This is a genomic window from Terrimonas ginsenosidimutans (assembly GCF_022012415.1).
GTDB lineage: Bacteria > Bacteroidota > Bacteroidia > Chitinophagales > Chitinophagaceae > Terrimonas_A > Terrimonas_A ginsenosidimutans.
In genome coordinates this window covers 76,934-99,649 of record NZ_JAKLTR010000018.1, presented here as the reverse complement: position 1 = coordinate 99,649, position 22,716 = coordinate 76,934, and the positions used below count along the sequence as shown (strand labels likewise).

22 protein-coding genes and 1 tRNA gene are annotated in these 22,716 nt (G+C 45.9%); 13 read left to right on the top strand and 10 right to left on the bottom strand.

What is annotated here, in order from left to right:
* The first annotated feature begins 259 nt into the window (after positions 1-259).
* From LZZ85_RS23085 to LZZ85_RS23070, 4 genes are all read left to right on the top strand, one after another.
* On the top strand, positions 260-760 hold the full coding sequence (locus LZZ85_RS23085; RefSeq protein ID WP_237875736.1) for an RNA polymerase sigma factor: 501 nt from the start codon (positions 260-262) through the stop codon (positions 758-760).
* 45 nt (positions 761-805) lie between these two features.
* On the top strand, positions 806-1,048 hold the full coding sequence (locus LZZ85_RS23080) for a hypothetical protein (RefSeq protein ID WP_237875735.1): 243 nt from the start codon (positions 806-808) through the stop codon (positions 1,046-1,048).
* 751 nt (positions 1,049-1,799) lie between these two features.
* Positions 1,800-2,423: a DUF4254 domain-containing protein gene (locus LZZ85_RS23075; protein ID WP_237875734.1), complete on the top strand. Its 624-nt coding sequence runs from the start codon at positions 1,800-1,802 to the stop codon at positions 2,421-2,423.
* Positions 2,413-3,438 (top strand): glycosyltransferase family 9 protein, encoded by a 1,026-nt coding sequence (locus LZZ85_RS23070; RefSeq protein WP_237875733.1) that lies wholly within the window; start codon positions 2,413-2,415, stop codon positions 3,436-3,438. Before LZZ85_RS23075 ends, LZZ85_RS23070 begins: the two co-directional genes overlap by 11 nt.
* 174 nt (positions 3,439-3,612) lie before the next feature.
* Here the strand turns inward: LZZ85_RS23070 and LZZ85_RS23065 are convergent, their stop codons facing one another.
* Genes LZZ85_RS23065 through LZZ85_RS23055 form a run of 3 tightly spaced genes read right to left on the bottom strand, consistent with a single transcriptional unit; the run spans position 3,613 to position 6,907 of the window.
* Positions 3,613-4,860 carry an MFS transporter gene (locus LZZ85_RS23065; protein ID WP_237875732.1) on the bottom strand — a complete coding sequence of 416 codons (1,248 nt, stop codon included), beginning with the start codon at positions 4,858-4,860 and terminating at the stop codon, positions 3,613-3,615.
* A 6-nt stretch (positions 4,861-4,866) separates the two neighbouring features.
* Entirely contained in the window at positions 4,867-5,598 is a 732-nt protein-coding gene (locus LZZ85_RS23060; RefSeq protein ID WP_237875731.1) for a DedA family protein, read from the bottom strand.
* 52 nt (positions 5,599-5,650) lie between these two features.
* Entirely contained in the window at positions 5,651-6,907 is a 1,257-nt protein-coding gene (locus LZZ85_RS23055; protein ID WP_237875730.1) for a dicarboxylate/amino acid:cation symporter, read from the bottom strand.
* Positions 6,908-7,139: 232 nt separating this feature from the next.
* On the opposite strand from LZZ85_RS23055, the gene LZZ85_RS23050 reads away from it, so the two are divergent.
* The 3 genes from LZZ85_RS23050 to LZZ85_RS23040 all read left to right on the top strand — a co-directional run bounded on the left by LZZ85_RS23050 (position 7,140) and on the right by LZZ85_RS23040 (position 10,020).
* Positions 7,140-8,636 (top strand): amino acid permease, encoded by a 1,497-nt coding sequence (locus tag LZZ85_RS23050; RefSeq protein ID WP_237875729.1) that lies wholly within the window; start codon positions 7,140-7,142, stop codon positions 8,634-8,636.
* 143 nt (positions 8,637-8,779) lie between these two features.
* Positions 8,780-9,502 carry a YebC/PmpR family DNA-binding transcriptional regulator gene (locus LZZ85_RS23045; RefSeq protein WP_237875728.1) on the top strand — a complete coding sequence of 241 codons (723 nt, stop codon included), beginning with the start codon at positions 8,780-8,782 and terminating at the stop codon, positions 9,500-9,502.
* A gap of 119 nt (positions 9,503-9,621) precedes the next feature.
* Positions 9,622-10,020 carry a thiol-disulfide oxidoreductase DCC family protein gene (locus LZZ85_RS23040; RefSeq protein WP_237875727.1) on the top strand — a complete coding sequence of 133 codons (399 nt, stop codon included), beginning with the start codon at positions 9,622-9,624 and terminating at the stop codon, positions 10,018-10,020.
* A 190-nt stretch (positions 10,021-10,210) separates the two neighbouring features.
* Here the strand turns inward: LZZ85_RS23040 and LZZ85_RS23035 are convergent, their stop codons facing one another.
* Both LZZ85_RS23035 and LZZ85_RS23030 read right to left on the bottom strand, forming a co-directional pair.
* Positions 10,211-10,831 (bottom strand): trimeric intracellular cation channel family protein, encoded by a 621-nt coding sequence (locus tag LZZ85_RS23035; protein WP_237875726.1) that lies wholly within the window; start codon positions 10,829-10,831, stop codon positions 10,211-10,213.
* A 133-nt stretch (positions 10,832-10,964) separates the two neighbouring features.
* Entirely contained in the window at positions 10,965-13,358 is a 2,394-nt protein-coding gene (locus LZZ85_RS23030) for an alpha-ketoacid dehydrogenase subunit alpha/beta (RefSeq protein ID WP_237875725.1), read from the bottom strand.
* A gap of 121 nt (positions 13,359-13,479) precedes the next feature.
* On the opposite strand from LZZ85_RS23030, the gene LZZ85_RS23025 reads away from it, so the two are divergent.
* From LZZ85_RS23025 to LZZ85_RS23010, 4 genes are all read left to right on the top strand, one after another.
* A complete protein-coding gene (locus LZZ85_RS23025; protein WP_237875724.1) occupies positions 13,480-13,920 on the top strand; it encodes a DUF1573 domain-containing protein in 441 nt (146 codons plus the stop codon).
* 10 nt (positions 13,921-13,930) lie between these two features.
* Positions 13,931-14,314, top strand: coding sequence for a DUF1573 domain-containing protein (locus LZZ85_RS23020; protein WP_237875723.1), 384 nt, complete (start codon positions 13,931-13,933; stop codon positions 14,312-14,314).
* A 354-nt stretch (positions 14,315-14,668) separates the two neighbouring features.
* Positions 14,669-14,986 (top strand): hypothetical protein, encoded by a 318-nt coding sequence (locus LZZ85_RS23015; protein ID WP_237875722.1) that lies wholly within the window; start codon positions 14,669-14,671, stop codon positions 14,984-14,986.
* A gap of 249 nt (positions 14,987-15,235) precedes the next feature.
* A complete protein-coding gene (locus LZZ85_RS23010; RefSeq protein WP_237875721.1) occupies positions 15,236-16,459 on the top strand; it encodes a pyridoxal phosphate-dependent aminotransferase in 1,224 nt (407 codons plus the stop codon).
* Positions 16,460-16,603: 144 nt separating this feature from the next.
* Here the strand turns inward: LZZ85_RS23010 and LZZ85_RS23005 are convergent, their stop codons facing one another.
* The 5 genes from LZZ85_RS23005 to LZZ85_RS22985 form a co-directional block, all read right to left on the bottom strand.
* Positions 16,604-17,026 carry an arsenate reductase ArsC gene (locus LZZ85_RS23005; protein WP_237875720.1) on the bottom strand — a complete coding sequence of 141 codons (423 nt, stop codon included), beginning with the start codon at positions 17,024-17,026 and terminating at the stop codon, positions 16,604-16,606.
* 109 nt (positions 17,027-17,135) lie between these two features.
* Positions 17,136-17,981: an arsenite methyltransferase gene (locus LZZ85_RS23000; RefSeq protein WP_237875719.1), complete on the bottom strand. Its 846-nt coding sequence runs from the start codon at positions 17,979-17,981 to the stop codon at positions 17,136-17,138.
* Between the two features lie 56 nt (positions 17,982-18,037).
* Positions 18,038-18,367: an ArsR/SmtB family transcription factor gene (locus LZZ85_RS22995; RefSeq protein WP_237875718.1), complete on the bottom strand. Its 330-nt coding sequence runs from the start codon at positions 18,365-18,367 to the stop codon at positions 18,038-18,040.
* A 338-nt stretch (positions 18,368-18,705) separates the two neighbouring features.
* Positions 18,706-19,077: a VOC family protein gene (locus tag LZZ85_RS22990; protein WP_237875717.1), complete on the bottom strand. Its 372-nt coding sequence runs from the start codon at positions 19,075-19,077 to the stop codon at positions 18,706-18,708.
* Between the two features lie 283 nt (positions 19,078-19,360).
* Positions 19,361-19,434, bottom strand: a tRNA-Met gene (locus LZZ85_RS22985).
* A 193-nt stretch (positions 19,435-19,627) separates the two neighbouring features.
* Here LZZ85_RS22985 and LZZ85_RS22980 point away from each other — a divergent pair.
* Positions 19,628-20,635, top strand: coding sequence for a LacI family DNA-binding transcriptional regulator (locus LZZ85_RS22980; protein WP_237875716.1), 1,008 nt, complete (start codon positions 19,628-19,630; stop codon positions 20,633-20,635).
* Positions 20,636-21,248: 613 nt separating this feature from the next.
* Positions 21,249-22,715, top strand: coding sequence for a sensor histidine kinase (locus LZZ85_RS22975; RefSeq protein ID WP_237875715.1), 1,467 nt, complete (start codon positions 21,249-21,251; stop codon positions 22,713-22,715).
* Position 22,716: the final 1 nt, after the last annotated feature.

Genomic DNA, 22,716 nt, shown 5'->3' with positions numbered 1-22,716 from the left:
ATAGTCGTGCGCGACCCGTAGCGATGGCACAGATTTTGGATTTTCTTAACGCAACTGGATGATTGATCAGACAGTTTATATCCAACATCTTAAGAAAGAAACCGTAATCGTAAAAGTCCGATGTTAAGAACTTTCCCTATCGTGCTATTGCATGGTAAAAAAACGGAGAGTACTTTAGCCTCAGATTTCGATACACACCCAATTCCTGCGAAAACAATTCCAATCTCCTGAATTGTTTAATTAAAAGGTTACCCTACCCATGAGCAGGACATTTACACCAGATCAGGAATTGATCGATCGCCTCTTACTGAATGACACGGATGCATTTGAAGAATTGTATTGCCGTTATTGGTACAGCCTGTATAATTACAGCGTTAAGAAGTTACAGTCTTCCACTGATGCACGTCAGATCGTAAAGGATATTTTTATTGACCTGTGGGAAAAGCGTCATACACTTCCCGCTAACTTCTCTGTATCTCAACATCTGTATTCTTCTGTAAGAAGAAATGTAGTTACCTGTCTTAATGACAAGCTTGAAAATGCTGACTACTCAGAGTTACTCGAGCAGCAGATTGCAGCAGGTTTTACCGTAGAAGCATTACAGGACGCACGTAAGCCGGTGCAGAAGAAACAGCTCGCACCGACCGCTTCAGAACTGATCAGACAAAACACCATCTCCCGTGAACAACCACGCAACCACGTATTGAATATGGCCAGTATGAAATGGCTCGTCAGGATGGTAGCAGCTAAGCTGGACTAACCCGACGGTGATAAATACCCTACTTCTTACCTAAAAGGAAAAATTATGAAAACAGAAATCTTACATAAGAAACTCGAAAGATATGTGAATGGTGAAGCGATGCCCGCTGAAACTAGGCAAATTCAAGCCTGGCTTTCCTGCACTACTTCAGAGACAGAACTCTCTGCAACCGACAAAATGAAACTGGAAGCGGACATCCTGAAAGAAATACAGGACGAGACAGCATATCCTCTCTTTTACCCTAAACAGGAAAAACCCTGGTGGCAGAAGATCACTGCGATGTTCTAGACTAAAAGTTTTAAGAAGATAAAGAGTTGGAAGAGGTCATTAAGGTGAAGATTATTCCCTTGATGACCTCTTTCCTTTTTCTCTCTTTTTTTACCCTCCTTTCATTTTATCCTCTTTTCTCCTTATCCCGGATCAAGCGTAAAAGTTGTGGGATGGTTGTCTAAATGTTTAATGTTTAAAAGTTTAAAGTTTTTGCTTTTGCTTTTGCTCCGGTCCCTCGCCTGATCTAATCAGGCCTGCCGGTATGCTGTAAACGGGTTATTATACTTGTCCACTTACGGTTTTTTAAGCGATGGCTGTCTGATCGGGCACAAAAACGTGAGCACGCCTTGAAGCGATATATGCTCCTTAGATACGACATTCTGGCACGTGAAGCCAGCTGATATGTTGACTGATGATAATCATTCAGGCTCAAACTTCGCGTGTTTTTGAAATGCTTGTTAGTCGTCGTTAGTTCGTCTCTTGGTCGTCCTTTGGCCGTCCAAAGTTTGACGGGATCTTAGGCAGTGAAAAATGGTGACAAGCTGACACGCTGAGGGCGATAGCTCTTTTGAGCGACTGGCCCAGGTTCCCTCCTCCACTTCGCTACGGTGGAAGGGCCGCCAGAAGTTTATGTGAGGGATGCTCATCCCGAACATTTCAATCCAAGCCATTTTGTAGACCATCCCCAAACTTTTCAACTTGATCCCTTACCCTCGTTTCCCTCTTTCCTCCTCTTAGCGTAGATTTGTGGCCAAATCAGAAATATCTTATGATCAGTAATTCAGCGAACTCGATTTTTGAGGCTTCTATAACAGATTACCACGTGAAGGATCATGTTGATACCCCAATCAATAACCCCTATCCAAAAGATAAACTGGAGCACTTACTTTACCTGAAGAACTGGATCGATACGGTACAGTGGCACCTCGAAGATATTATCCGTAATCCGTCGATTGATCCTGCTGAAGCACTTGCGCTCAAAAGAAGGATTGATTCTTCCAACCAGGAAAGAACGGATGTGGTGGAGTATATCGACAGTTATTTTCTTCAGCAATATGCAGAAGTAAAACCGCTTGGTTCAGCTTCTCTCAATACAGAAAGCCCGGCATGGGCGATCGACCGCCTTTCCATCCTCGCACTGAAGATCTATCACATGCGCGTGGAAGCGGAAAGAACAGATGCAACGCCTGTCCACATTGCCGCATGCCAGCAGAAACTATCTGTATTACTGGAGCAACGTAAAGATCTTTCTGCAGCAATAGACGAATTGCTTGCAGACATTGAACAAGGTAAAAAATATATGAAGGCGTACAAACAAATGAAGATGTATAACGATCCTTCATTGAATCCTGTCCTGTACCAGCAGCAAACCGGCGGCAACAATGAAGCCTAAACATCTTCTTGTTATACGAAATTCAGCACTTGGTGATGTAGCGATGACAGCACCGGTATTGCAGCAATTATTGCAGCAATATCCGGAATTGAGACTTACTGTTGTTACTACACCTGCATTCTCCCCGATCTTTGCACCGCTGGAAAGAACAGACGTGATCGGGCTGGACAAAAGAGGACGGCATAAAGGTTTCTTCGGCATCTATAAATTGTTTCAGGAATTGCGATCCGCCAACCGCTTTGATGCCATTGCGGATCTGCATAACGTACTTCGCTCAACTATTCTGAGGAACCTGTTTCGCCTGACAGGTATTCCTGTCGCTAAAATTGATAAAGGACGGAAAGAGAAAAAAGAGCTTACCAGAAAGGAGAACAAGAAACTGGTACAGCTCAAAACATCTTTTCAGCGATATGCAGATGTATTTGCAGCACTGGGTTTTCCTGTGAAACTGGACAAAGAAGTACAGCCCTACGCTAAACAGACTTTGCCGGCTGCCGCTGCTTCATTATTTCATCCCGGGAAAATTCACATCGGCATTGCGCCATTTGCAAAGCATGGAGAGAAAATGTATCCGGTTGATAAAATGCTCCTGGTAATACAGCAATTGCATTCAGCTGATCAACATCAATTGTTTTTACTGGGAGGAGGAAAAGAAGAAGTGAAGCTATTGAATGAATGGGCTGAACAATTCCCGGGTATCATTAATCTTGCTGGCAAGTTTTCATTCAGCGAAGAGCTGGCGATCATCAGCAATCTTGATAAGATGATCAGTATGGATTCTGCGAATATGCATCTTGCATCACTCTTTGGTGTGCCGGTGGTTTCTATCTGGGGAGCTACCCATCCGTATGCAGGATTCTATGGGTGGGGGCAGAAAGCGGAACATGCCGCACAGGTGGATCTGTATTGCAGGCCGTGCTCAGTGTTTGGCAATAAGCCGTGTTACAGAGGTGACCATGCGTGTATGGAGCAGTTGCCGGAGAGTCTGGTGATGGAGAAGGTCTTTCAAATCTGACTGGCGTAGTTTCCCGCAGATTATGCAGATTTTTCCTGGCGCTGTTTGAAAAGTTCGTTGTCAAACAGATTCATCTTTTTATTTAATGCGCAGATCCGCAGATATTTCTTTTACAAGGAATTCATCTGCGGATCAGCGTGATCTGCGGGAACCTTACGCCAACCCTATATAAAACTACTCTTCCGAATAATTAAGATCTTTATGAAAGGTCTCTTCCGTAAAATAGGCAGACACTAATGTGATCGCCATCACTATACAACCCGTGATGATCCCGCTTTGAACAATATCCCATCCCCAGGTTTTCTGAAACAGGTCCAGGAACATCATATTGATCAACGGCAATGCCCCGCGAACCATATTGGGAACAGTGGTTGCAGCTGTTGCCCTAAGATTCGTACCGAACTGTTCCGCTCCCATCGTTACGAAGATCGCCCAGAACCCTGTACTGAAACCAAGTGCCGCACAGACGGCATACATCGCTACATCTCCCTTGATGATACCGCTAAAGAATATAATGCCCGACAGGATCGTGAAGGCGTAAAATAAGTACAAAGCCTTCTTCCTGCTTTTGAAATACTGGCTGACGAGTCCGACGGCAATATCTCCTACGGCAATGGCCGCATATGCATACATGATAGCCCGGCCGGATTCGATCGCATTTGTACCATAAAAAGCAGTGGCAAACCTGTTACTGTAATTCACCAGGATGCCGATCACATACCATGTCGGCAATCCGATCAGGATCGCCAGTATGTATTTGCGGAATCGTTTCTTGTTGTTAAAAAACATAAGGATATTACCGCGTGATACGCTTTTATCCTTTGTCTCTTTGAACATTCCACTTTCCGCAACCTTAACGCGGAGGAGTAATAATCCTATCCCTAAAGCGCCGCCTATTTTATAACAGAGACGCCAGTCGTTGGTAAACTTGAATGTGAAATACGCGAATACCGCACCGAACAAACCAATACCCGCCACCAGCGATGTGCCGATGCCTCTTTTATTCTTCGGTAACAATTCGCTTACAAGTGTGATGCCGGCACCGAGTTCCCCCGCCAGGCCAATACCTGCTACAAAGCGTGCATAGGCATACTGATCTGTTGTTTGTACAAAACCGGTGACAAAGTTGGCCACCGAATACAAAACGATTGAGCCAAAAAGCACTGACAGCCGTCCTTTCTTATCCCCCATTACCCCCCAGAGAATCCCACCGATCAGCAAACCGATCATTTGCCAGTTGATGATCTTTGTACTGGCACCCAGTACGGCTTTAGCATTCAACAGGTCAACACCAAGATCTTTGAGACTTGGTTCCCGTACGATAGTGAACAACAACAGGTCGTAGATATCTACAAAATATCCGAGGGCGGCGACGATCACAGCAATGTTGAGGATCGACTCCTTTTTGGCAGGCAATGTCATGGCGGATTATGGATTTACATTAGTGTCAGTTGGTGGTGGCACCACCGGTTTTTTTGCAAAGAAGAGTTTGTACACAACAGGCAGTGTGGTGATCACAACGATAATGATCGTGATCGCCTCGATATGATCTTTGAGGCTGAAACCGAATTTGCGCTCCACCCATGTCTGAAGGAAATAGCCACCCAGCATCATGGATGTAACCCAACAGATACTGCCCAGTACGTTATAGAACAGGAACTGTTTCTTTGGCATCTTAACGATACCGGCAACAATGGGCGCGAACGTGCGGATCACCGGTAAGAATTTGGCCAGGAAAACTGTCGCCTTGCCATATTCATGATAGAAGTCACGTGCTTTGATCAGGTGTTTCTTTTTGAAGATCCAGGTATCGCGGCGTTCAAACAGCAACGGGCCGGTCTTATTACCAAACCAATAGCCCACGATATTACCAACGATCGAGGCAAATATGATCATCAGGATGATCGCGATATGATAGAAACCAAAATCAACATGAACATCTCCGCTGATTCCCGCCAGTTCTTTTACCAGGTTATTCATGAAGATACCTGCGGCAAACAATAGCGAATCACCGGGAAGAAAAAAGCCGACAAAGAGTCCTGTTTCGGCAAAAACAACAAATAACAGGAAATAAAGCCCCCCATTTTCAATGATCCAGGTGATAAATCGTTGGATCATTCCATTTCCATCTAACAAATAAATCTGTAATAAACTTTCCATGCGTTAAATATATAAATCAATCTTGGATGATACTAGGCCTTATGTATTGGTATTAAGTTAAGGATCCTGCGGCGGGGTCCACCAGCTCTCCTTCCCATTTGCTCACCACGCTGGTTGCAAGCGCATTACCCACTACGTTAGTGGCTGTGCGGAACATATCGCAAAAGTGGTCGATCGGGAGGATGAGCGCAATCCCTTCCGGCGGAATATTGAACATGGCACAGGTAGCGGTAACCACCACCAGTGACGCCCGCGGTACGCCGGCAATCCCTTTACTGGTAAGCATCAGCACGAGGAGCATGGTCAATTGTGAGCCAAGGTCCATCTGGATACCATAAGCCTGTGCGATCGCGAGGCTGGCGAATGTCATATACATCATACTGCCATCCAGGTTAAAGGAATAACCCAGGGGTAGTACGAAAGAAACGATCTTGTCTTTACAGCCAAAACGCTCCAGTTCTTCCGTTAGTTTCGGAAACACCGCTTCACTGCTGGTAGTGCTGAATGCGATAAGTAAAGGTTGCGAAATGCGGCGAAGCAATTCCTTCAATCGCTTACCCAGCACAACATATCCAACTCCCAGCAGAATGACCCATAACAAGGCGATCCCTATCAGGAAGTAAGCAAAATATTTAAGATAAAACTCAAAGATCCCTAATCCATTAACGGCGATTGCGGCAGAAATAGCGCCGAAAACACCTAAGGGAGCAAAGTTCATCACATAGCCCACCATCCTCAAGATCACATGCGCCACCGCGTCAAGTCCCTTCACCACAATTTTGGCTTTATCGCCAAGAGCGGCACAGGCAATTCCGAAAAATATGCTGAAGACAACCAGTTGGAGGACTTCATTGGTAGCCATCGCCTCTACGACGCTTTTAGGGAAAACGTGCTCAACAAACTTGGCAAGAGAAAATTCCTGGGTTTTACCGATCAGATCCTGAGCACTGCTTGCATCCACAACAGCATCTTTGATGACACTGCCCGGCTGAAAAATATTAACAAGTAAAAGGCCTAAAAGTAAACTTGCGAGTGAGGCTGTAACAAACCATAACAAGGCTTTTCCTCCAACACGGCCTACGCTTTTGAGGTCACCCAGTTTAGCGATCCCCACCACAAGTGTGCTGAATACAAGTGGAGCGATGATCATCTGGACCAGCCGCATGAAGATGGTGGTCAGCAGTTTGATATTTGTCGAAAACGACTTGATTGTTTCCGGAGAGGCCTGATCATGAACAAGATATCCAACCAGTATACCGATCGCCATTGCGACGAGGATGTATAGGGTGAGCCTGTTTCCTTTAGACATAAGCAATTGGTATAAAAAGAGACTTTGTTTGGTTAAGAATGAACCTTAGTCGTTTGCAGGCAACCTTCGCCATAGCTCCCGGCTGCCGGAGGCCGAAAATCGGAAAAAATACCGGGAAGTAAAAAACATTTCCCCAAGGGAGTGTGCATTTGTTAAAAGAAATAAAGGCTGAATTAAATTATTGTTTACTTTACGACCTTAATTTTCGAACTAAAACATAATAAAACTACTTATGAGTTTATTTGTGAAGAAGCCCCTCGGCCAACTGCTGGCACAAGCTGCTGACAGTGAGAAAGGCCTTAAACGGACTCTGGGGGCCGGCAACCTGATTGCCCTCGGGATCGGTGCCATTATTGGCGCTGGTTTGTTTGTAAGGACGGCCGCCGCCGCGGGACAGGCAGCGGGCCCTGGTGTTACACTTTCCTTTATCGTTGCTGCGGTCGGTTGTGCTTTCGCCGGTCTTTGCTACGCAGAATTTGCCAGCATGATCCCGATCGCGGGTAGTGCTTACGCCTATTCCTATGTAACGATGGGAGAATTGGTTGCCTGGATCATCGGTTGGGCGCTTATCATGGAATATGCCCTCGGTGCTGCTACTGTATCTATTGCCTGGAGTGAATACTTAAACAAGCTATTGGGAGGGGCTATTCCGTATGAATGGTGCCACTCGCCGTTTGAGAGCTTTACAGACTCAACCGGCGTTCTTCACAGCGGTATCATGAACGCCCCGGCTCTTGTAATACTTTTATTGTTAACCCTTTTGCTGATCAAAGGAACGCAGGAATCTGCCTTTGTAAATGCTATCATCGTATTTATCAAAGTAGCGATCGTTCTCCTCTTTATCGCACTCGGCTGGCAGTATATCAAACCAGAGAATCATACACCTTACCTGATCCCTGAAGGAACTCCGGCTGTAGTAGACCAGGGAGGCAAGGTCATTGCCGAATATACCGGCTTCTTTAAACATGGCTGGGGTGGTATTCTTGGTGGTGCTGCTATCGTATTCTTCGCCTTTATCGGCTTTGATGCGGTAAGTACGGCTGCACAGGAAGCAAAAAATCCGAAACGCGATATGCCGATCGGTATCCTCGGCTCACTCCTGGTTTGTACCATCCTTTATATCCTGTTCGGACACGTACTGACAGGTGTGGCGAACTGGAAAGATTTCGTAGACCCTGAAAAAGGCCGCGAAGCCTCTGTTGCTTACGCGATCTCCCAATACATGACCGACTATGGCTGGCTGGCAACAGCAGTTACTGTAGCGATCCTGGCAGGCTTCTCCTCCGTTATCCTCGTGATGCTGATGGGCCAAAGCCGGATCTTCTATACCATGAGTAATGACGGTCTGATCCCTAAAGCGTTTGGCGAACTTCACCCGAAATTCAAAACACCTTATAAAGCTAACTGGATCCTTTTCGTATTCGTGGGTCTGTTCGCGGCTTTTGTTCCTGGACACGTTGCGGGTGATCTTACGTCGTTCGGTACCCTGTTCGCGTTCGTACTTGTAAGTGCAGGCGTCTGGATCCTTCGTAAAAAGGAGCCCAATATCGAAAGGCCTTTCAAAACCCCGTTGGTACCAATCGTGCCGATACTGGGAATTGTTATCTGCGCGGGTATGATCGTTGCCCTGGACGCTCAGACACTGAAAGTAGCCCTCGCATGGATGGCGCTCGGCCTGGTTGTATATTTTGCATACAGCCGCCGCCACAGCAAGCTCAAAAAGAATTAAAAGGTCAAAATTAAAATTAAAAAAAGCCCGGTTGTGTCGGAAAACTCCTTCATAACCGGGCTTTTTTTAATTTTTAATTTTGACTTTTTACTTTTTACTTTTGCCGGATCATTCAACGTATAATATACTAACAACAGATACCGATGGGAAGAATTTTCGAGGTACGTAAGTCCACCATGTTTGCCCGCTGGGACCGCATGGCCAAACAATTTACCCGTATTGGAAAAGAGATCATCATTGCCGTAAAAGCAGGCGGCCCCGATCCCTCCAGCAACGCCGCACTCCGCCGCTGCTTCCAGAATGCCCGCAGCGTAGGCATGCCAAAAGACCGGGTGGAAGCCGCGATCAAAAGAGCACAAGGAAAAGAACTGGTCAACTATGACGAGATCCTGTATGAAGGGTACGCTCCGCATGGCGTAGCCATCCTCGTTGAAACAGCTACAGATAACCACGTAAGAACAGTTGCCAACGTTAAGTCACACTTTAACAAAGGCGGCGGCACGATGGGGAACAGCGGAAGCGTTGCCTTCCAGTTCAAAAAAATGGGTGTGTTCAAACTGAAACCTGAAGGACTGAATGCGGAAGACCTGGAACTCGAACTGATCGATTTCGGGCTGGAAGAACTAGGAGAAGGCACCGGCGAGAACGGCGAAGAAGTGCTGGTCGTTCGCGTAGGGTTTACAGATTTCGGAAATATGCAGAAAGCCCTCGAAGACAAAAATATCAACCCAATCAGCGCAGAACTGGAATGGATCCCTTCTACCACCGTTCCCGTTAATGACGAACAGGCAGAAGATATCAGCAAACTGATCGAAAGACTCGAACAGGATGAGGATGTACAGAAGGTATTCCATAACATGGGATAAGTGCCCATCAGTTTAAAAGTTTAAAGGTTTAAGAGTTTAATAGTTGTTTGTCAACCGTTAAACTCTTAAACCTTTAAACTTTTAAACTAATGAGCGTGCAAACTGTTTTAACTTGTGTTATGACAACAGGCCACCCTATCGTGCTATTCGACGGAGTTTGCAACTATTGCAACTCGTGGGTGAACTATGCGATCAGGCATGACAGGAAAGCAAAGCTGAAATTTGCAGCGTTGCAGTCTGAGATTGGTCAGGAATTGAGGAAACAATATGGATTGGACCCTTCCATTGAAAGCGTACTGCTGATTGACAAAGGAAGAGTTTACGAATATTCGGATGCGGCTTTGGAGATTGCAAAGCGGCTCGACTGGCCGGCAAAAGCCATTTATGCGTTGAAGATCTTTCCCCGCTTTTTACGGACACCGGTTTACAAATGGATCGCTCGCAACAGGTATAAATGGTTTGGAAAGAAAGACGCCTGTATGATCCCAACTCCTGATATTAAAAGTCGTTTCTTATAAAGCCTAGCGCGCTTTGCGTTCCCTCTGCGTGCTTTGCGATACCTATTGGCCTGGCGTAGGAGTATCGCAAAGCACGCAGAGGGAACGCAGAGTATGCTAAGCAATTACAATAAGATCTCCCTTTCATGTAAAACACGCACTGCCCTCCAATTAAAAGCCGGAAAGTTTAATGGTTTTACCGGCGTTATCACTACGCGCGATTGTCACGATTATAAAATCGCGGTAAACCCAAATGAAATCTCACCGCAATGATCCTGATCACAAAGATGACCAGTATACAAACAATTTTCGCCAGGTCATTATCAATACCAAACTTCAGGAACAGGAAATAGAGTAAGCCCCCGATGATGCTGGCCAGTGCGTAGATCTCTTTTCGGAACACCAGTGGAACTGTATTCAATATCACATCCCTGATGACGCCACCGAAACAGGCGGTGATAGTTCCCAATGCAATGGAGACGCCGATGCTGAAGTTCATCTGTATTCCTTTTTCGATACCTATAAAAGTAAAGAGGCCGAGCCCGAGTGCATCAAACACAAATAATATCATATTGAACTTACGGATGAACGACCCAAAGAACATACTGGCAATGGCGGAGGAAAAGATCACGATCGTGGCAGTAGGATTGCGGAGCCAGCCCACGGGAAGGTCTCCGATCATCATATCACGAAGCGTTCCACCGCCTATGGCCGTGATAAAAGAAAGGATCAATACGCCAAACGGATCAAGCTTCTTCTCCATCGCAAAGAAGGCTCCTGATACCGCAAAGGCAAAGGTTCCGAGAATGTCTATCAGGTAGAGAAAGTCCATGCGGGATAATCTTAGGTTGAAGATAGATAATAAGCATGTTACGCGGATCTCCTCGCGCAGGTAATCGAAGCGGGTTTAAACAAAAGATCCCGTACAAATCTGCACGGGATCCGCTATTTAAAATTTCTTCCTTTTATTCCGCCATCATTTCCTTGATAGCCGTTTCAATCTCTTCCACGTTCGGCTTGCTGAAATAATCTCCATCACTTCCATAAGCAGGACGGTGTGCTTTCCCCGTTACTGTCCGTGGTGCCACATCAAGATATTTATATCCCTGCTGTTGCTCCATTACGTGATTGAACATATAAGCAGCAGCTCCTCCGGGTACATCTTCGTCCACAAAAAGGATCCTGCTGGTCTTTTTCAACGATTCCACGATCATGTGATCTGTATCAAAAGGCAAAAGCGTTTGCACGTCTATGATCTCACAGGAGATATTATACTTTTCCAGGCCTGTCGCGGCTTCCTGGATAATTCGCAATACAGAGCCATAAGAAACGATCGTGATATCCGTTCCTTCACGGATGACTTCAGGTTTCCCAAGCGGCACAGTCATCTCCAGCAGATTGGAAGGCAGCTTTTCTTTCAAACGATAACCATTCAGGCATTCGATAATGATCGCCGGGTCGTTTCCTTTCAATAAAGTATTATACATTCCCACCGCCTGCACCATATTTCTTGGAACGCAAACATACAATCCGCGCAGGGAGTTAACGATCATACCCATCGGAGAACCGCTGTGCCAGATCCCTTCGAGCCTGTGACCACGGGAGCGCACGATCAGCGGACAGCTCTGCTGTCCATATGTCCGGTAATGGAGACTGGCTACATCATCACTCAATGGCTGAAGGCCGTACAACAGGTAATCCAGGTACTGGATCTCAGCGATTGGTCTCAACCCACGCAAAGCCAGGCCTATGCCCTGCCCCATGATGGTCAGCTCACGGATGCCTGTATCGAAGATGCGGTCTTCGCCATGCTTTGCCTGCAGGCCGCTAAAGCCCTGGTTCACGTCGCCAATATTGCCGAGGTCTTCACCAAAAGCAATTACTTTTTTATTATGCGAAAAGAGCTCATCGAAATACTTGTTCAGTACTTCATAACCGTTGATCTGCTGAACTTCTTTAGGGAACACTGCTTTTACTTCCGGCACGCGCAATGCGCTTTTCGCTCCTTCATTGTAAAGCTTTGTATTGTACAGCTCTTTATTTTCAGCCTGAAGATCTTTATAATAATCTTTCGTCCAGAAGGCAGCATCATTCTTTCCCGCGATAGCGATTGCTTCATAAAGGGCTTTCATGATATCGCGGCGAAGCGGCTCACGGTTCAGTGTCAGTTGGGAAACGATCTTTTTCAATGCGGCACCCTCTTCAGGTAAGCTGTTGGCCATCGTATTGAGGAGATCAGTTGTTTTCTCAACCTGTTTCTTAATAGGTGTCAGGTATTTCTGCCACGCATTATCCTTGCTTTCTTTTACGTCTTTTTTAGCCTGGCGTTCTATCTGTTCAATCTCGTCTTCGTCGCTGAGAGAATTTTCGAGGATCCACTCACGCATTTTCTTGAGGCCGTCCCATTCCCTTTCCCAGGCAAGCCGTTCCTGCGTTTTATAACGTTCATGGCTGCCGGAGGTAGAGTGTCCCTGCGGCTGAGTGATCTCTTCTACATGGAATAGAACGGGAACATGCTGTTCCCTGGCAATGCGCAAACCTTCATCAAAGGTTTCGCACATACCGGCATAATCCCATCCCTTTACTTTATAGATGTGTAGCCCGTTTGTATTTTCCTGCTTTTGTAAACCGCTCAGGGCTTCAGAAATGGAGCCTTTGGTTGTCTGGTATTTTTTTGGAACGGATATGCCGTAACCATCATCCCAAACAAAGATGGCGAGAGGTACCTGCAGAACTCCGGCCGCATTCACTGTTTCCCAGAAATGGCCCTCCGAAGTGGAGGCATCGCCGATCGTGCAAAAACATACTTCATTGCCATTATCTGAAAGACCTTTTAATTCTTTCAATTCGGGTACCCGTCGGAATAACCGGGAAGCATACGCCAGTCCCAAAGATCTCGGCATCTGGGCCGCTGTGGGAGCCATATCGCTTGCCGTATTGCGGCGGTTGGCAAGATCGAGCCATTCCCCGTTCTCATCCGTCAGTGGCGTACAGAAATGGGACACCATCTGCCGTCCGGCATTGTTAGGATCATTATTGATATCAGGATCGGCATATAACTGGGAGAAAAAATGATCTACGGTCGACTGACCGATGGCGAAATGGAAGGTCTGATCACGGTAATAGCCGCTCCGGAAATCGCCCGGCTGGAAGAACTTGGCCATAGCCACCTGCGCTATTTCTTTTCCATCCCCGAAAATGCCAAATTTGGCTTTCCCGGTCAACACTTCTTTTCGAGCTAAAAGACTGGCTTCCCGGCTGATACATGCTATGCGATAGTCGCTGAGCACCTCTTCCCTGAATTTATCGAAGGACAATTTTGCATCTGCCGGCATCGTTAATGGAGTCGTATTTTCCATGCAGCAAAAATAGGGAGATTAGGGTCATTTGAGCCGCTCCCAAAAAATAGAGTGTTAACGCTGCAACCCTTATTTGAAGTCTTTCATCTTTGATGTACTTTTGAAGCCCTAACCCTTACGTATGAAGAAACTTTTTACGCTTACTGCATTTCTGATCGCTTTTTTTGCGGCCAGCGCCCAGTCAACCGGCGCGGCACCAGAGGTGTTGAAGTTGAAAGAATCTGACCATAATTTCGGAGATATCCCCCAGCACAAACCGGTTTACTATTATTTCGAGGTTACAAACAGCGGGAATACTCCTCTCAAGTTGGATAATGTACAGGCCTCTTGCGGATGCACCACCCCAGAATGGAGTAAGGACGCGATCGCTCCGGGAGCTTCCAGTAAAATTAAGGTCGGCTTTAACGCCGCCCTGGAAGGCCCTTTTACAAAAGATATCACCATTATTTACAATGGCAACCAAAGCAACCGGTTGACCATCCACGGCAACGTCTGGAAAGCCCCCGAAGGCGCCGCTCCTGCCAATGCATCCGTTCAGTTTTTAAAAAAGCAATCATTATAAAATACAAACCATGAAGAAGATCGTTCTTTTCGCAACCGCTGTTTTTTTTAGTGTAGTAGTTATGGCCCAGGCAAAACCTGATGATGTGGCAAAATTCAACACAGAGAACCACAATTTTGGTAAGATCAAACAGGGTACTCCCGTTACATATTATTTCGAGATTAAAAATATAGGCGACAAACCGCTGGTGATTGCCAACGCAAGCGCAAGCTGCGGTTGCACAGTGCCTGAAAAACCGGAACAGCCGATCGCTCCGGGCGGTACTGGAAAACTGAAAGTTGTTTTCAACGCGGGAACTCTCGGTCCATTGAAAAAAGATGTTTATGTAACTTTCGCTGGTGTGGAGCAGGTTAAAACTGTTCACATCACAGGTGAGGTAGTTGCAGCCAACTAATCGACAAACACGTTAATCGCTTTTAACCTATAATAAGTGTCCCCTGCAGTTCTCTGCGGGGGACTTTTGTTTATACCCAGGAATAAAAGGTCTAAGGTTAAACCCGTAAATGTCTACATCATTTTCGCCCGGAAACAGGGTATCAACTGTAACGTAATTTTACCGCAGCGGGAAAATATTCATCATATTCATTTCCCCACCGGACGATCATGATCACAACATGATATTTTTTTAAAACTCCTTCACTTCATTTATCCACAATCCCAGGGCTGAAACCCTGATTCCCAATCTCCATCATTTTCCTCGTATTAACACGGCACGAAATTTCCAGTATACTATCTAATAACGTTTGCAATGAGCCACGAAATTCACCAATTAGAGAAAGGATTTTCTCTGTCCGGACTGACAAGTTCGGTAACAAGTTTTGTTCACACTCAGCTCGACAGATTCGAAAAGAGTGTTGAAAGAAGAGTGTTGAATCCGATCAACAATTACCTGAAAACGCCGGATGAGATCGACGCAGATCTTACACAGCAGGTTAATTTTCAACAGGTAGTTGTAAGCGTAGAGGTCGATGGATCCTACGGTAAATTAAAAGCGTACAAGGACGGTTACAATAACATACATGACCTCGGCCTAATCAACCAGGAATTTATGGAAGAGAACTACTAGTTATTATAGAATTGACGAATATAACATCTAGTAGTTACAGGGGCAGCCAATGAAATGGCTGCCCTTTCTTTATGAACACGAATGAACACGAATGGCCGCGAATGAACACGAATGGCGCGCATGAGCACGCATAAAGTCCGACAGCCGGGAACATGCACATTCCCGCATAGAGGTCCTAAGCCGGTCTGAGTCTATTCGCGATTATTCGCGGCCATTGGCGCTCATTCGCGTTTTATGTACATTCGCGTTATGCTAAACATTTCTACCCGTGGCCAGGAAATGCCACCCTCCCCCATACGGAAACTGGTACCGTTTGCCGAAGCGGCCAAAAAGAAAGGAACAAAGGTTTATCACCTAAATATTGGTCAGCCAGACATTGAAACTCCGCCAGCCATCATGGATGCGGTAAAGCATGCCGACCTGAAGGTTCTGGAATACAGCCATAGTGCGGGAAATGAAAGCTATCGCCGCAAACTGGTTGAATACTATCAAAAAGTAGGCATCTCCGTTTCGCATGATCAGATCATGATCACAACAGGTGGATCTGAGGCGATCCTTTTCGCATTTTTTACCTGCCTGAATCCAGGTGATGAAGTGATCATTCCCGAGCCGTTCTACGCCAACTACAATGGTTTTGCCTGTACCGCTGGTGTGGAAGTGGTTCCGATCACCTCACATATCGAAACCGGTTTCGCCCTTCCCCCGATCGCTGATTTCGAAAAAGTGATCACATCCAAAACAAAAGCGATCATTATCTGCAGCCCGAATAACCCGACAGGCTACCTCTACAGCCGCGAGGAAATGGAGGCCCTGAAAGATATCTGTCTTCGCCATGATCTATACCTGTTCAGCGATGAAGCCTATCGCGAATTCTGCTATGACGGCGAATACGTAAGCGCTATGCAGCTGGAAGGAATGGAGCAGCATGTGGTATTGATGGACACGATCAGCAAGCGCTACAGCGCCTGTGGTGCAAGGATCGGTGCACTGGTTACCAAAAACAAGCAGGTATATGATGCTGCCATGAAATTTGCTCAGGCCAGGTTAAGCCCTCCCGGCCTTGCCCAGATCCTCGGCGAAGCAGCGGTTGATCTTCCTGATAGCTATTTTGATGGTCCGAAAAAAGAGTACCAGGCACGCCGCGATCTGCTCGTATCCCGCCTGAACGCTATGCCGGGTGTATTCTGCCCGAATCCGGGCGGCGCTTTCTATGCCATTGCACGCCTTCCTATCGATGATGCGGATAAATTCTGCCAGTGGCTGCTGGAAAGCTTCAGCTATAATAACCAGACCGTGATGCTTGCACCGGCAACTGGTTTTTATGGAACTCCTGGACTTGGAAAGAACGAAGTACGGCTGGCTTATGTACTCAACCTGGAGTCTATTGCCGGTGCAATGGATTGCCTGGAAAGAGCATTGGAAGAATATCCGGGAAAAGTAAAAATTGAAGAAAAGAAACAGGCTTTGGCCTGAAAGTAAAATAGACTGAATTAAAAATCCCCGGGACGAATTCCCGGGGATTTTTAATTTCCACTCGAAGAAGAACAACGAGATCTCTACCGGAAATAGGGCGTAAGAATAAGCAGGCCTTGCACAGCCGGGACGTCTTCACACGTTTCACTTCAAAATTGATCGCTGCTCAATGAATTGTTTGGCAAATAACTTTATTTCATCCCGCACTGCACGGAAGCTGTTCATTATATCGGTTTCCGTACCTGTAGCTTTTGCCGGGTCGGTAAAATTATGATGGATCTTTTCAGCATGCCCCGGAAAATAAGGACAGCGCTCTTTAGCATTATCACATACCGTGATGATATGATCAAACTCAACACCTGAATACTCTTTAAGATCATTGGAGGTGTGATGAGATATATCAATCCCGTCTTCTTTCATGATAGCTATTGCGCGGGGGTTCACGCCATGCGTTTCAACACCGGCACTGTAAACCTCCGCTTTCCCTTTTCCAAAGTGTCTTAAATAGCCTTCAGCGATCTGACTGCGGCAACTATTGCCCGTACAAAGAACAAGGATCTTTATCATGTTTGTTGTTTAAAAGGCATCAGCCGGATCAGCTCGATAACGGTGAATTTCGGATCAGGCCCTAAAATCATGTTAGCAATATGACCGATGATATTCGCGTTCAGAATGATCAGCAGCAATCAGGTGTGCAACAATCCTTACCAGCTTGCACAGGTTTTTCCGCATACACGGTAATGCTATAGATCCCCGTGTTACTGTTTCGGAACTGTTCTGTTTCTTCAGCAGAAAGGTATTCTGAAAGTATGTCGTCAGGAATGACGATCGCTTTTGATTTCTGAATCGTAACAGCGGTAAATCCATTTTTCAGGATCAATGCGAGATAGTCGTCTTTTTGAATTGCCCCGGAAACACAGCCGGCATACATTTCAGCACCTTCCTGAATGGCAGAAGGTAGGTTTCCTTCAATGACAATATCAGAGATGCTGAAATGGGCGCCCGGCTTCAACACCCTGAGAATCTCTTTCAGCACGGCATCCTTATTTGGGACAAGATTGAGGACACAATTGCTTACGATCACATCAGCGATTTCCGCTGACACCGGCATCTTCTCAATATCGCCCTGCCGGAATTCGACGTTATTAAATCCGAGTTTTTCAGCATTCTCCCGTGCCTTTTGTATCATCGCCGGTGTAAAATCAATACCGATCACTTTGCCGCTCTCTCCCGTTTCCGCACGGGCAATAAAAGCGTCGTTACCGGCCCCCGAACCAAGATCAATAACGATATCCCCTTTTTTGATCTTTGCAAATTGAGTAGGTAGTCCACAGCCCAAACCCAGATCTGCTTCCTGCTTATATCCGTCAATTGCCGTGTAATCATCGGTCATGATGTTATACACTTCCGTTGAGCAACCTCCCGATCCGCAGCAGGACGCTGCATTTTCGGCTTTATCCTGTAAAGCGATCTCGCTGTACTTCTGCTTTACCAGCTCTTTTAATTCCTGCTCCGTTTTCATATCTGATCTTTTATTTTTTATAATCGCAATATTGCGATGAATAAGTGTAAAAAAATTTAACAGCAGGTCCCCTTATTTACATAGGAGACGAAGAACGTGTCGAAGGCTGACCTGTACTGATTCCATACTTTCGGGTCTATGCAATAGCAAACGCTGGTTCCTTCGATGGTACCCTGTATCAATCCCACACTCTTTAATTCTTTCAAATGCTGGCTGATGGTTGCCTGCGCAAGGCCTAATTCTTCAACAAGGTCTCCGCATATACACGCCTGGCTCTTCACCAGGTATTGCAGAATGGCGATACGTGCGGGATGAGCAAGTGCTTTCATCATCTGCGCAAGCTTGTTTTGCTTTTCTGTAAATATTTCTGATTTAGTCAATCCCATCAATCGCAATATTACGATAAAATATCCATAAACATCCATTCCGTATTGATACATTTGTTATATGCAGACATGACATTGAATTTCAGGGATTTTTGATTCTGCTTATCATCATGTATGCAAATCTTACATTTTATGTTAGAGTTGCATACATAATAAGCCGGCGACTCGAAACAAAATCAAAGATGCCTTAACGCGTAGTCCCTCTGTTGCTCTTCTGGAAATAATGCAGATCGCATCTCGAACCGCCCCTAACGTAAATTGCCTGAGAAAATAGATTTAAATTCTAAGCCTTATTACCCAAACCAATACTGCCCCAAACTTGGTGAAGCAATACATCTTTAGTTCACTCTTTGCATAATCTGAAAAACATTTCCTTCAGGATCTTTCCCATCGAAATGGATGTAAGGAAAGCCTTCAAATGACTTAATTTCCATCACTGACACATTGTTACGGATAAGCAACTCCCTTAATCCGGCCAGATCTTCTGTAGTTTGAAACACCAGCTTCACATTACTTTCAGCAGTTGAGCCTGCGGCAGTATTGGAAGGAGTTGCCTTGTGAAGCGCCAGTTCACAGATCCCCGAGTTCAATACGACCCATTCATCTGGTATTTCTTCCAGCACCTTGAACTGAAAGTTGTCAACATAAAAATGCCTGAGTGCATTTACATGCTGCACAAACAAGATAACTCTGCCGAAGGATAAATGCATATGCTTCCTGATTTAGCTGGATGAAAAGTACAAAGGTTAATGGAGATATAACTCTAACAAAGATCGTCAGACTACAGTCGGTTCTCCAATAGCCTAACACAACTTATCCGCTATCTTTTAATGGCTGTTTGATGGCCGGTTATATCCCGACCAGAAAACTCTTATGATAATTAGGGATTTCAATCCAATAATATCATATTACAGAGGCCAAATCGGGTGAATTACCTAGCCGCAGTATAACTAAAAAAGCCCAAAATACTGGAAACCAATATTTTGGGCTTTGTACCGGAGAGCAGACTTGAACTGCCGACCTTCGGGTTATGAATCCGATGCTCTAACCAGCTGAGCTACCCCGGCTTTTTCCGGTTGACCCATGATACCTTACGTACCACAGAAAGGTATTTTTTATACCATCAAACGGGCGGCAAAAATAAAGGTTCTAACTATAAGTTGGAAATCATTTTCTTAAAAACTTTGCAAATACCCCGGAATAATTGAAGTACAACCGTTAATCCGCATCTTTGCAAGGTTCCGCAGAGAATGAATTACCATGAGCGTCAACCTCAAACAACTCGCAAAAGCCCTCAACCTGGCCCCCTCCACTGTCTCCCGTGCACTGCGTGACAGTCATGAGATCAGTGCGGACACAAAGGAAAGGGTGAAAAAACTGGCCGCTGAGCTGGGTTTCGAGCCAAACCCCTTCGCGAGCAGCCTCCGGCAGAGCAAGAGTAAGACCATTGCGGTGATCGTTCCGGAAATTGAGAACAATTTCTTTTCGCAGGCAATGAACGGCATTGAGCTCGTCGCCCAGCAAAAAGGGTATCACGTACTGATCTATATCACGCACGAGAATTTCGACCGCGAAAAAAGTATCCTGCAATTACTCCGCAATGGACGGGTTGACGGCCTGCTGATCTCCATATCAAACAACACGAAGAACTTTGATCACCTGGATGAATACGTACACGCAGGCGTACCGCTGGTGTCCTTCGATCGCGTGTACGAATCCGCCGCTATTCCTTCCGTTACAACAGACGATGTAACCGCTGCACGGAAGGCCACCGAACATTTACTCGCCGGCGGATGCAGGCATATCGCCTTCCTGTCACTCGCCGAAGGCCTCTCTATCAGCAGCCGCAGAAAACAGGGGTTACAGGATGCCCTGAAAAAGCACCGGCAGGTAACGGCTACCACAATAGAATGCAGCAATGATGATGAAAGCAACCGCATACTGATCAGGAAACTCCTGCAGCAAAAACAGCGGCCGGACGGCATCTTTGCAGCCGTTGAGAAACTTGCCGTGAATGCTTACGAAGTTTGCCAGGAGCTAAAGATCTCCGTCCCGGGCAAATTGAAAATAATCAGCTTCTCCAATTCCGCATCAACCGCATTGTTCGATCCCCCACTCTCCACTATTGTACAACCAGCAAGGGAGATCGGGGAAGAAGCCGCCAAGATCCTCTTCAAACTCATCGACAAGAAAGTATTGATCCCTTCTGAAAAAAAACAGATCCTTCCATCTTTCATCAATGCACGGAAGTCATCGGCCCCAAAGTAAATTTGCAACGCCTGAACAGAGCCGCAACCGAGGCAAAAAGATCATCCGGTGTCAAAGCGTTTCAGCTCATTCTTCCCGGTACCCGGCAGTCATTGCGATACGTGCCCGCCAATCCGCGGCTTACCCACACTGATTTTGTTTCTTACCAACCGGCTGAGTTATCACCTCTTCACCTTCTTTTCACATTATCTGAATACTCCTCTTTGGCTTGCCGGTTTTCGGAGACGAACAGAGGAGGATCCGGGAAGGCAAAGAGGAAGCAATGAGGAGGATCCGGGGAGAAATTGCCGAACTCCACGGGGTTTGAAGCTGCTCACCTCCCATTTCCACCCTTCACCCAATTCTCCCGACAGTTTTTCGGGGGCCACAGCTTCTTTAGATCAAAAAGACCTGCTGCTGTTTCCCGCTCAGCTAAACCACCCATATATTTACCTGTTGAATCTGCTACTGACCCGGCGGGTCTCAGGGGAAAATATTCCCCATATTGTAGACATGTTTCATCGATAGGAAATTCATTCTCAACACAATAGTTCGGCCCTTTTTTAGTACTTTCACTGATTCTATTTAAGCATAATAACCGATTTATCACTACTCGATCACCCCGGAGTTTCTTATGATTCTTATTGTTGACGACAAACCGGAGAACATTTACTCATTAAAGGCATTGCTTACCCTTCACTCGTTCCCTGTGGACACCGCCCTTAGTGGTGAAGAAGCTTTGAAAAAAATACTTGCGCATAATTATGCGCTTATCATCCTTGATGTGCAGATGCCCGGCATGGATGGATTTGAAGTAGCTGAATCTATCTCCGGCTACAGCAAGTCCAAAGACATCCCCATCATTTTTTTAACCGCCGCCAATACAGACAAGAAATATATCACACGCGGTTATTCTTCTGGCGGTGTAGATTATATCACCAAGCCCATCGATCCTGATATCCTGCTGCTGAAAGTAAAAACGCTTTACCGGCTGTATGAACAAAGCCGCAAGCTGAATGAGATGCATGACAACCTTGTTGTTGAAGTGGAATACAGGAAAAAAGCAGAAAGGGAAACCAGTGAAAAAGCTGCGGAACTTCGCTCTATACTTGAATCCATTCCGCAGATAGCTTTTACCATCCGGACTGACGGAACACTGGAGTTCACCAATCACCGCTGGCTGGAATACTCGACTTCCCCAGGTCACTTTCCACCGGTGCACCCGGAAGACATAGATATACAGGAAGAGGTCATCAAGGCCATTGCTTTGCAGAAGCCTGTTGAACTTGAAACCAGGTTGAAAAGGATTGCAGGAACAGACTACAGGTACCATTTGCTACGCCTTGTTCCCGTATTGGAGAATGATACCATCGTGAAATGGGCCGGCACCTTCACAGATATTGAAGACCAGAAGCAGGCCAGCCGAAGAAAAGATGAATTCCTCAGCATCGCAAGTCATGAACTGAAAACGCCCCTAACGAGCATCAAAGCATATATCCAATTGCTTGAACGCGAATCAAAAGATAATTCGCAATACAAACCATATGTAGACAGGGCCCTTACGCAGGTAAGCAAGCTCAACAGCCTGATCACCGACCTGCTTGACATATCCAAAATCCAGAGCGGTAAGCTCGAATTCAATAAGAAGGAATTTGACTTTGATGCAATGCTCAAAAGCCAGTTGGAAATGACGAAACAGAATCATCCTGATTATCATCTCGATCATCATGGAACCACGGAAACACTGGTATATGGTGACGAGATCAGGCTTGAGCAAGTGATCACCAACTTCATCTCAAACGCGATCAAGTATTCACCCAAAGAAAAAAAGATCGTTATCGAAACCCGCGCAGATGATCAGCATGTTCATTTTGCTGTAACGGATTTTGGCATTGGCATTCCAAAAGATGAACAGAAGAACCTGTTCCGGAAATTCTACCGGGCACAGGGCGCAGCACCGCATTTCCAGGGCATGGGCCTCGGACTGTATATCTGTTCAGAGATCATACAGCGGCATGATGGAAGCTTTGGCGTAAATAGCGAACCCGGAAAAGGATCGACCTTCCATTTCACCATCCCTTTTAAAAAACAACTTTCCTAAT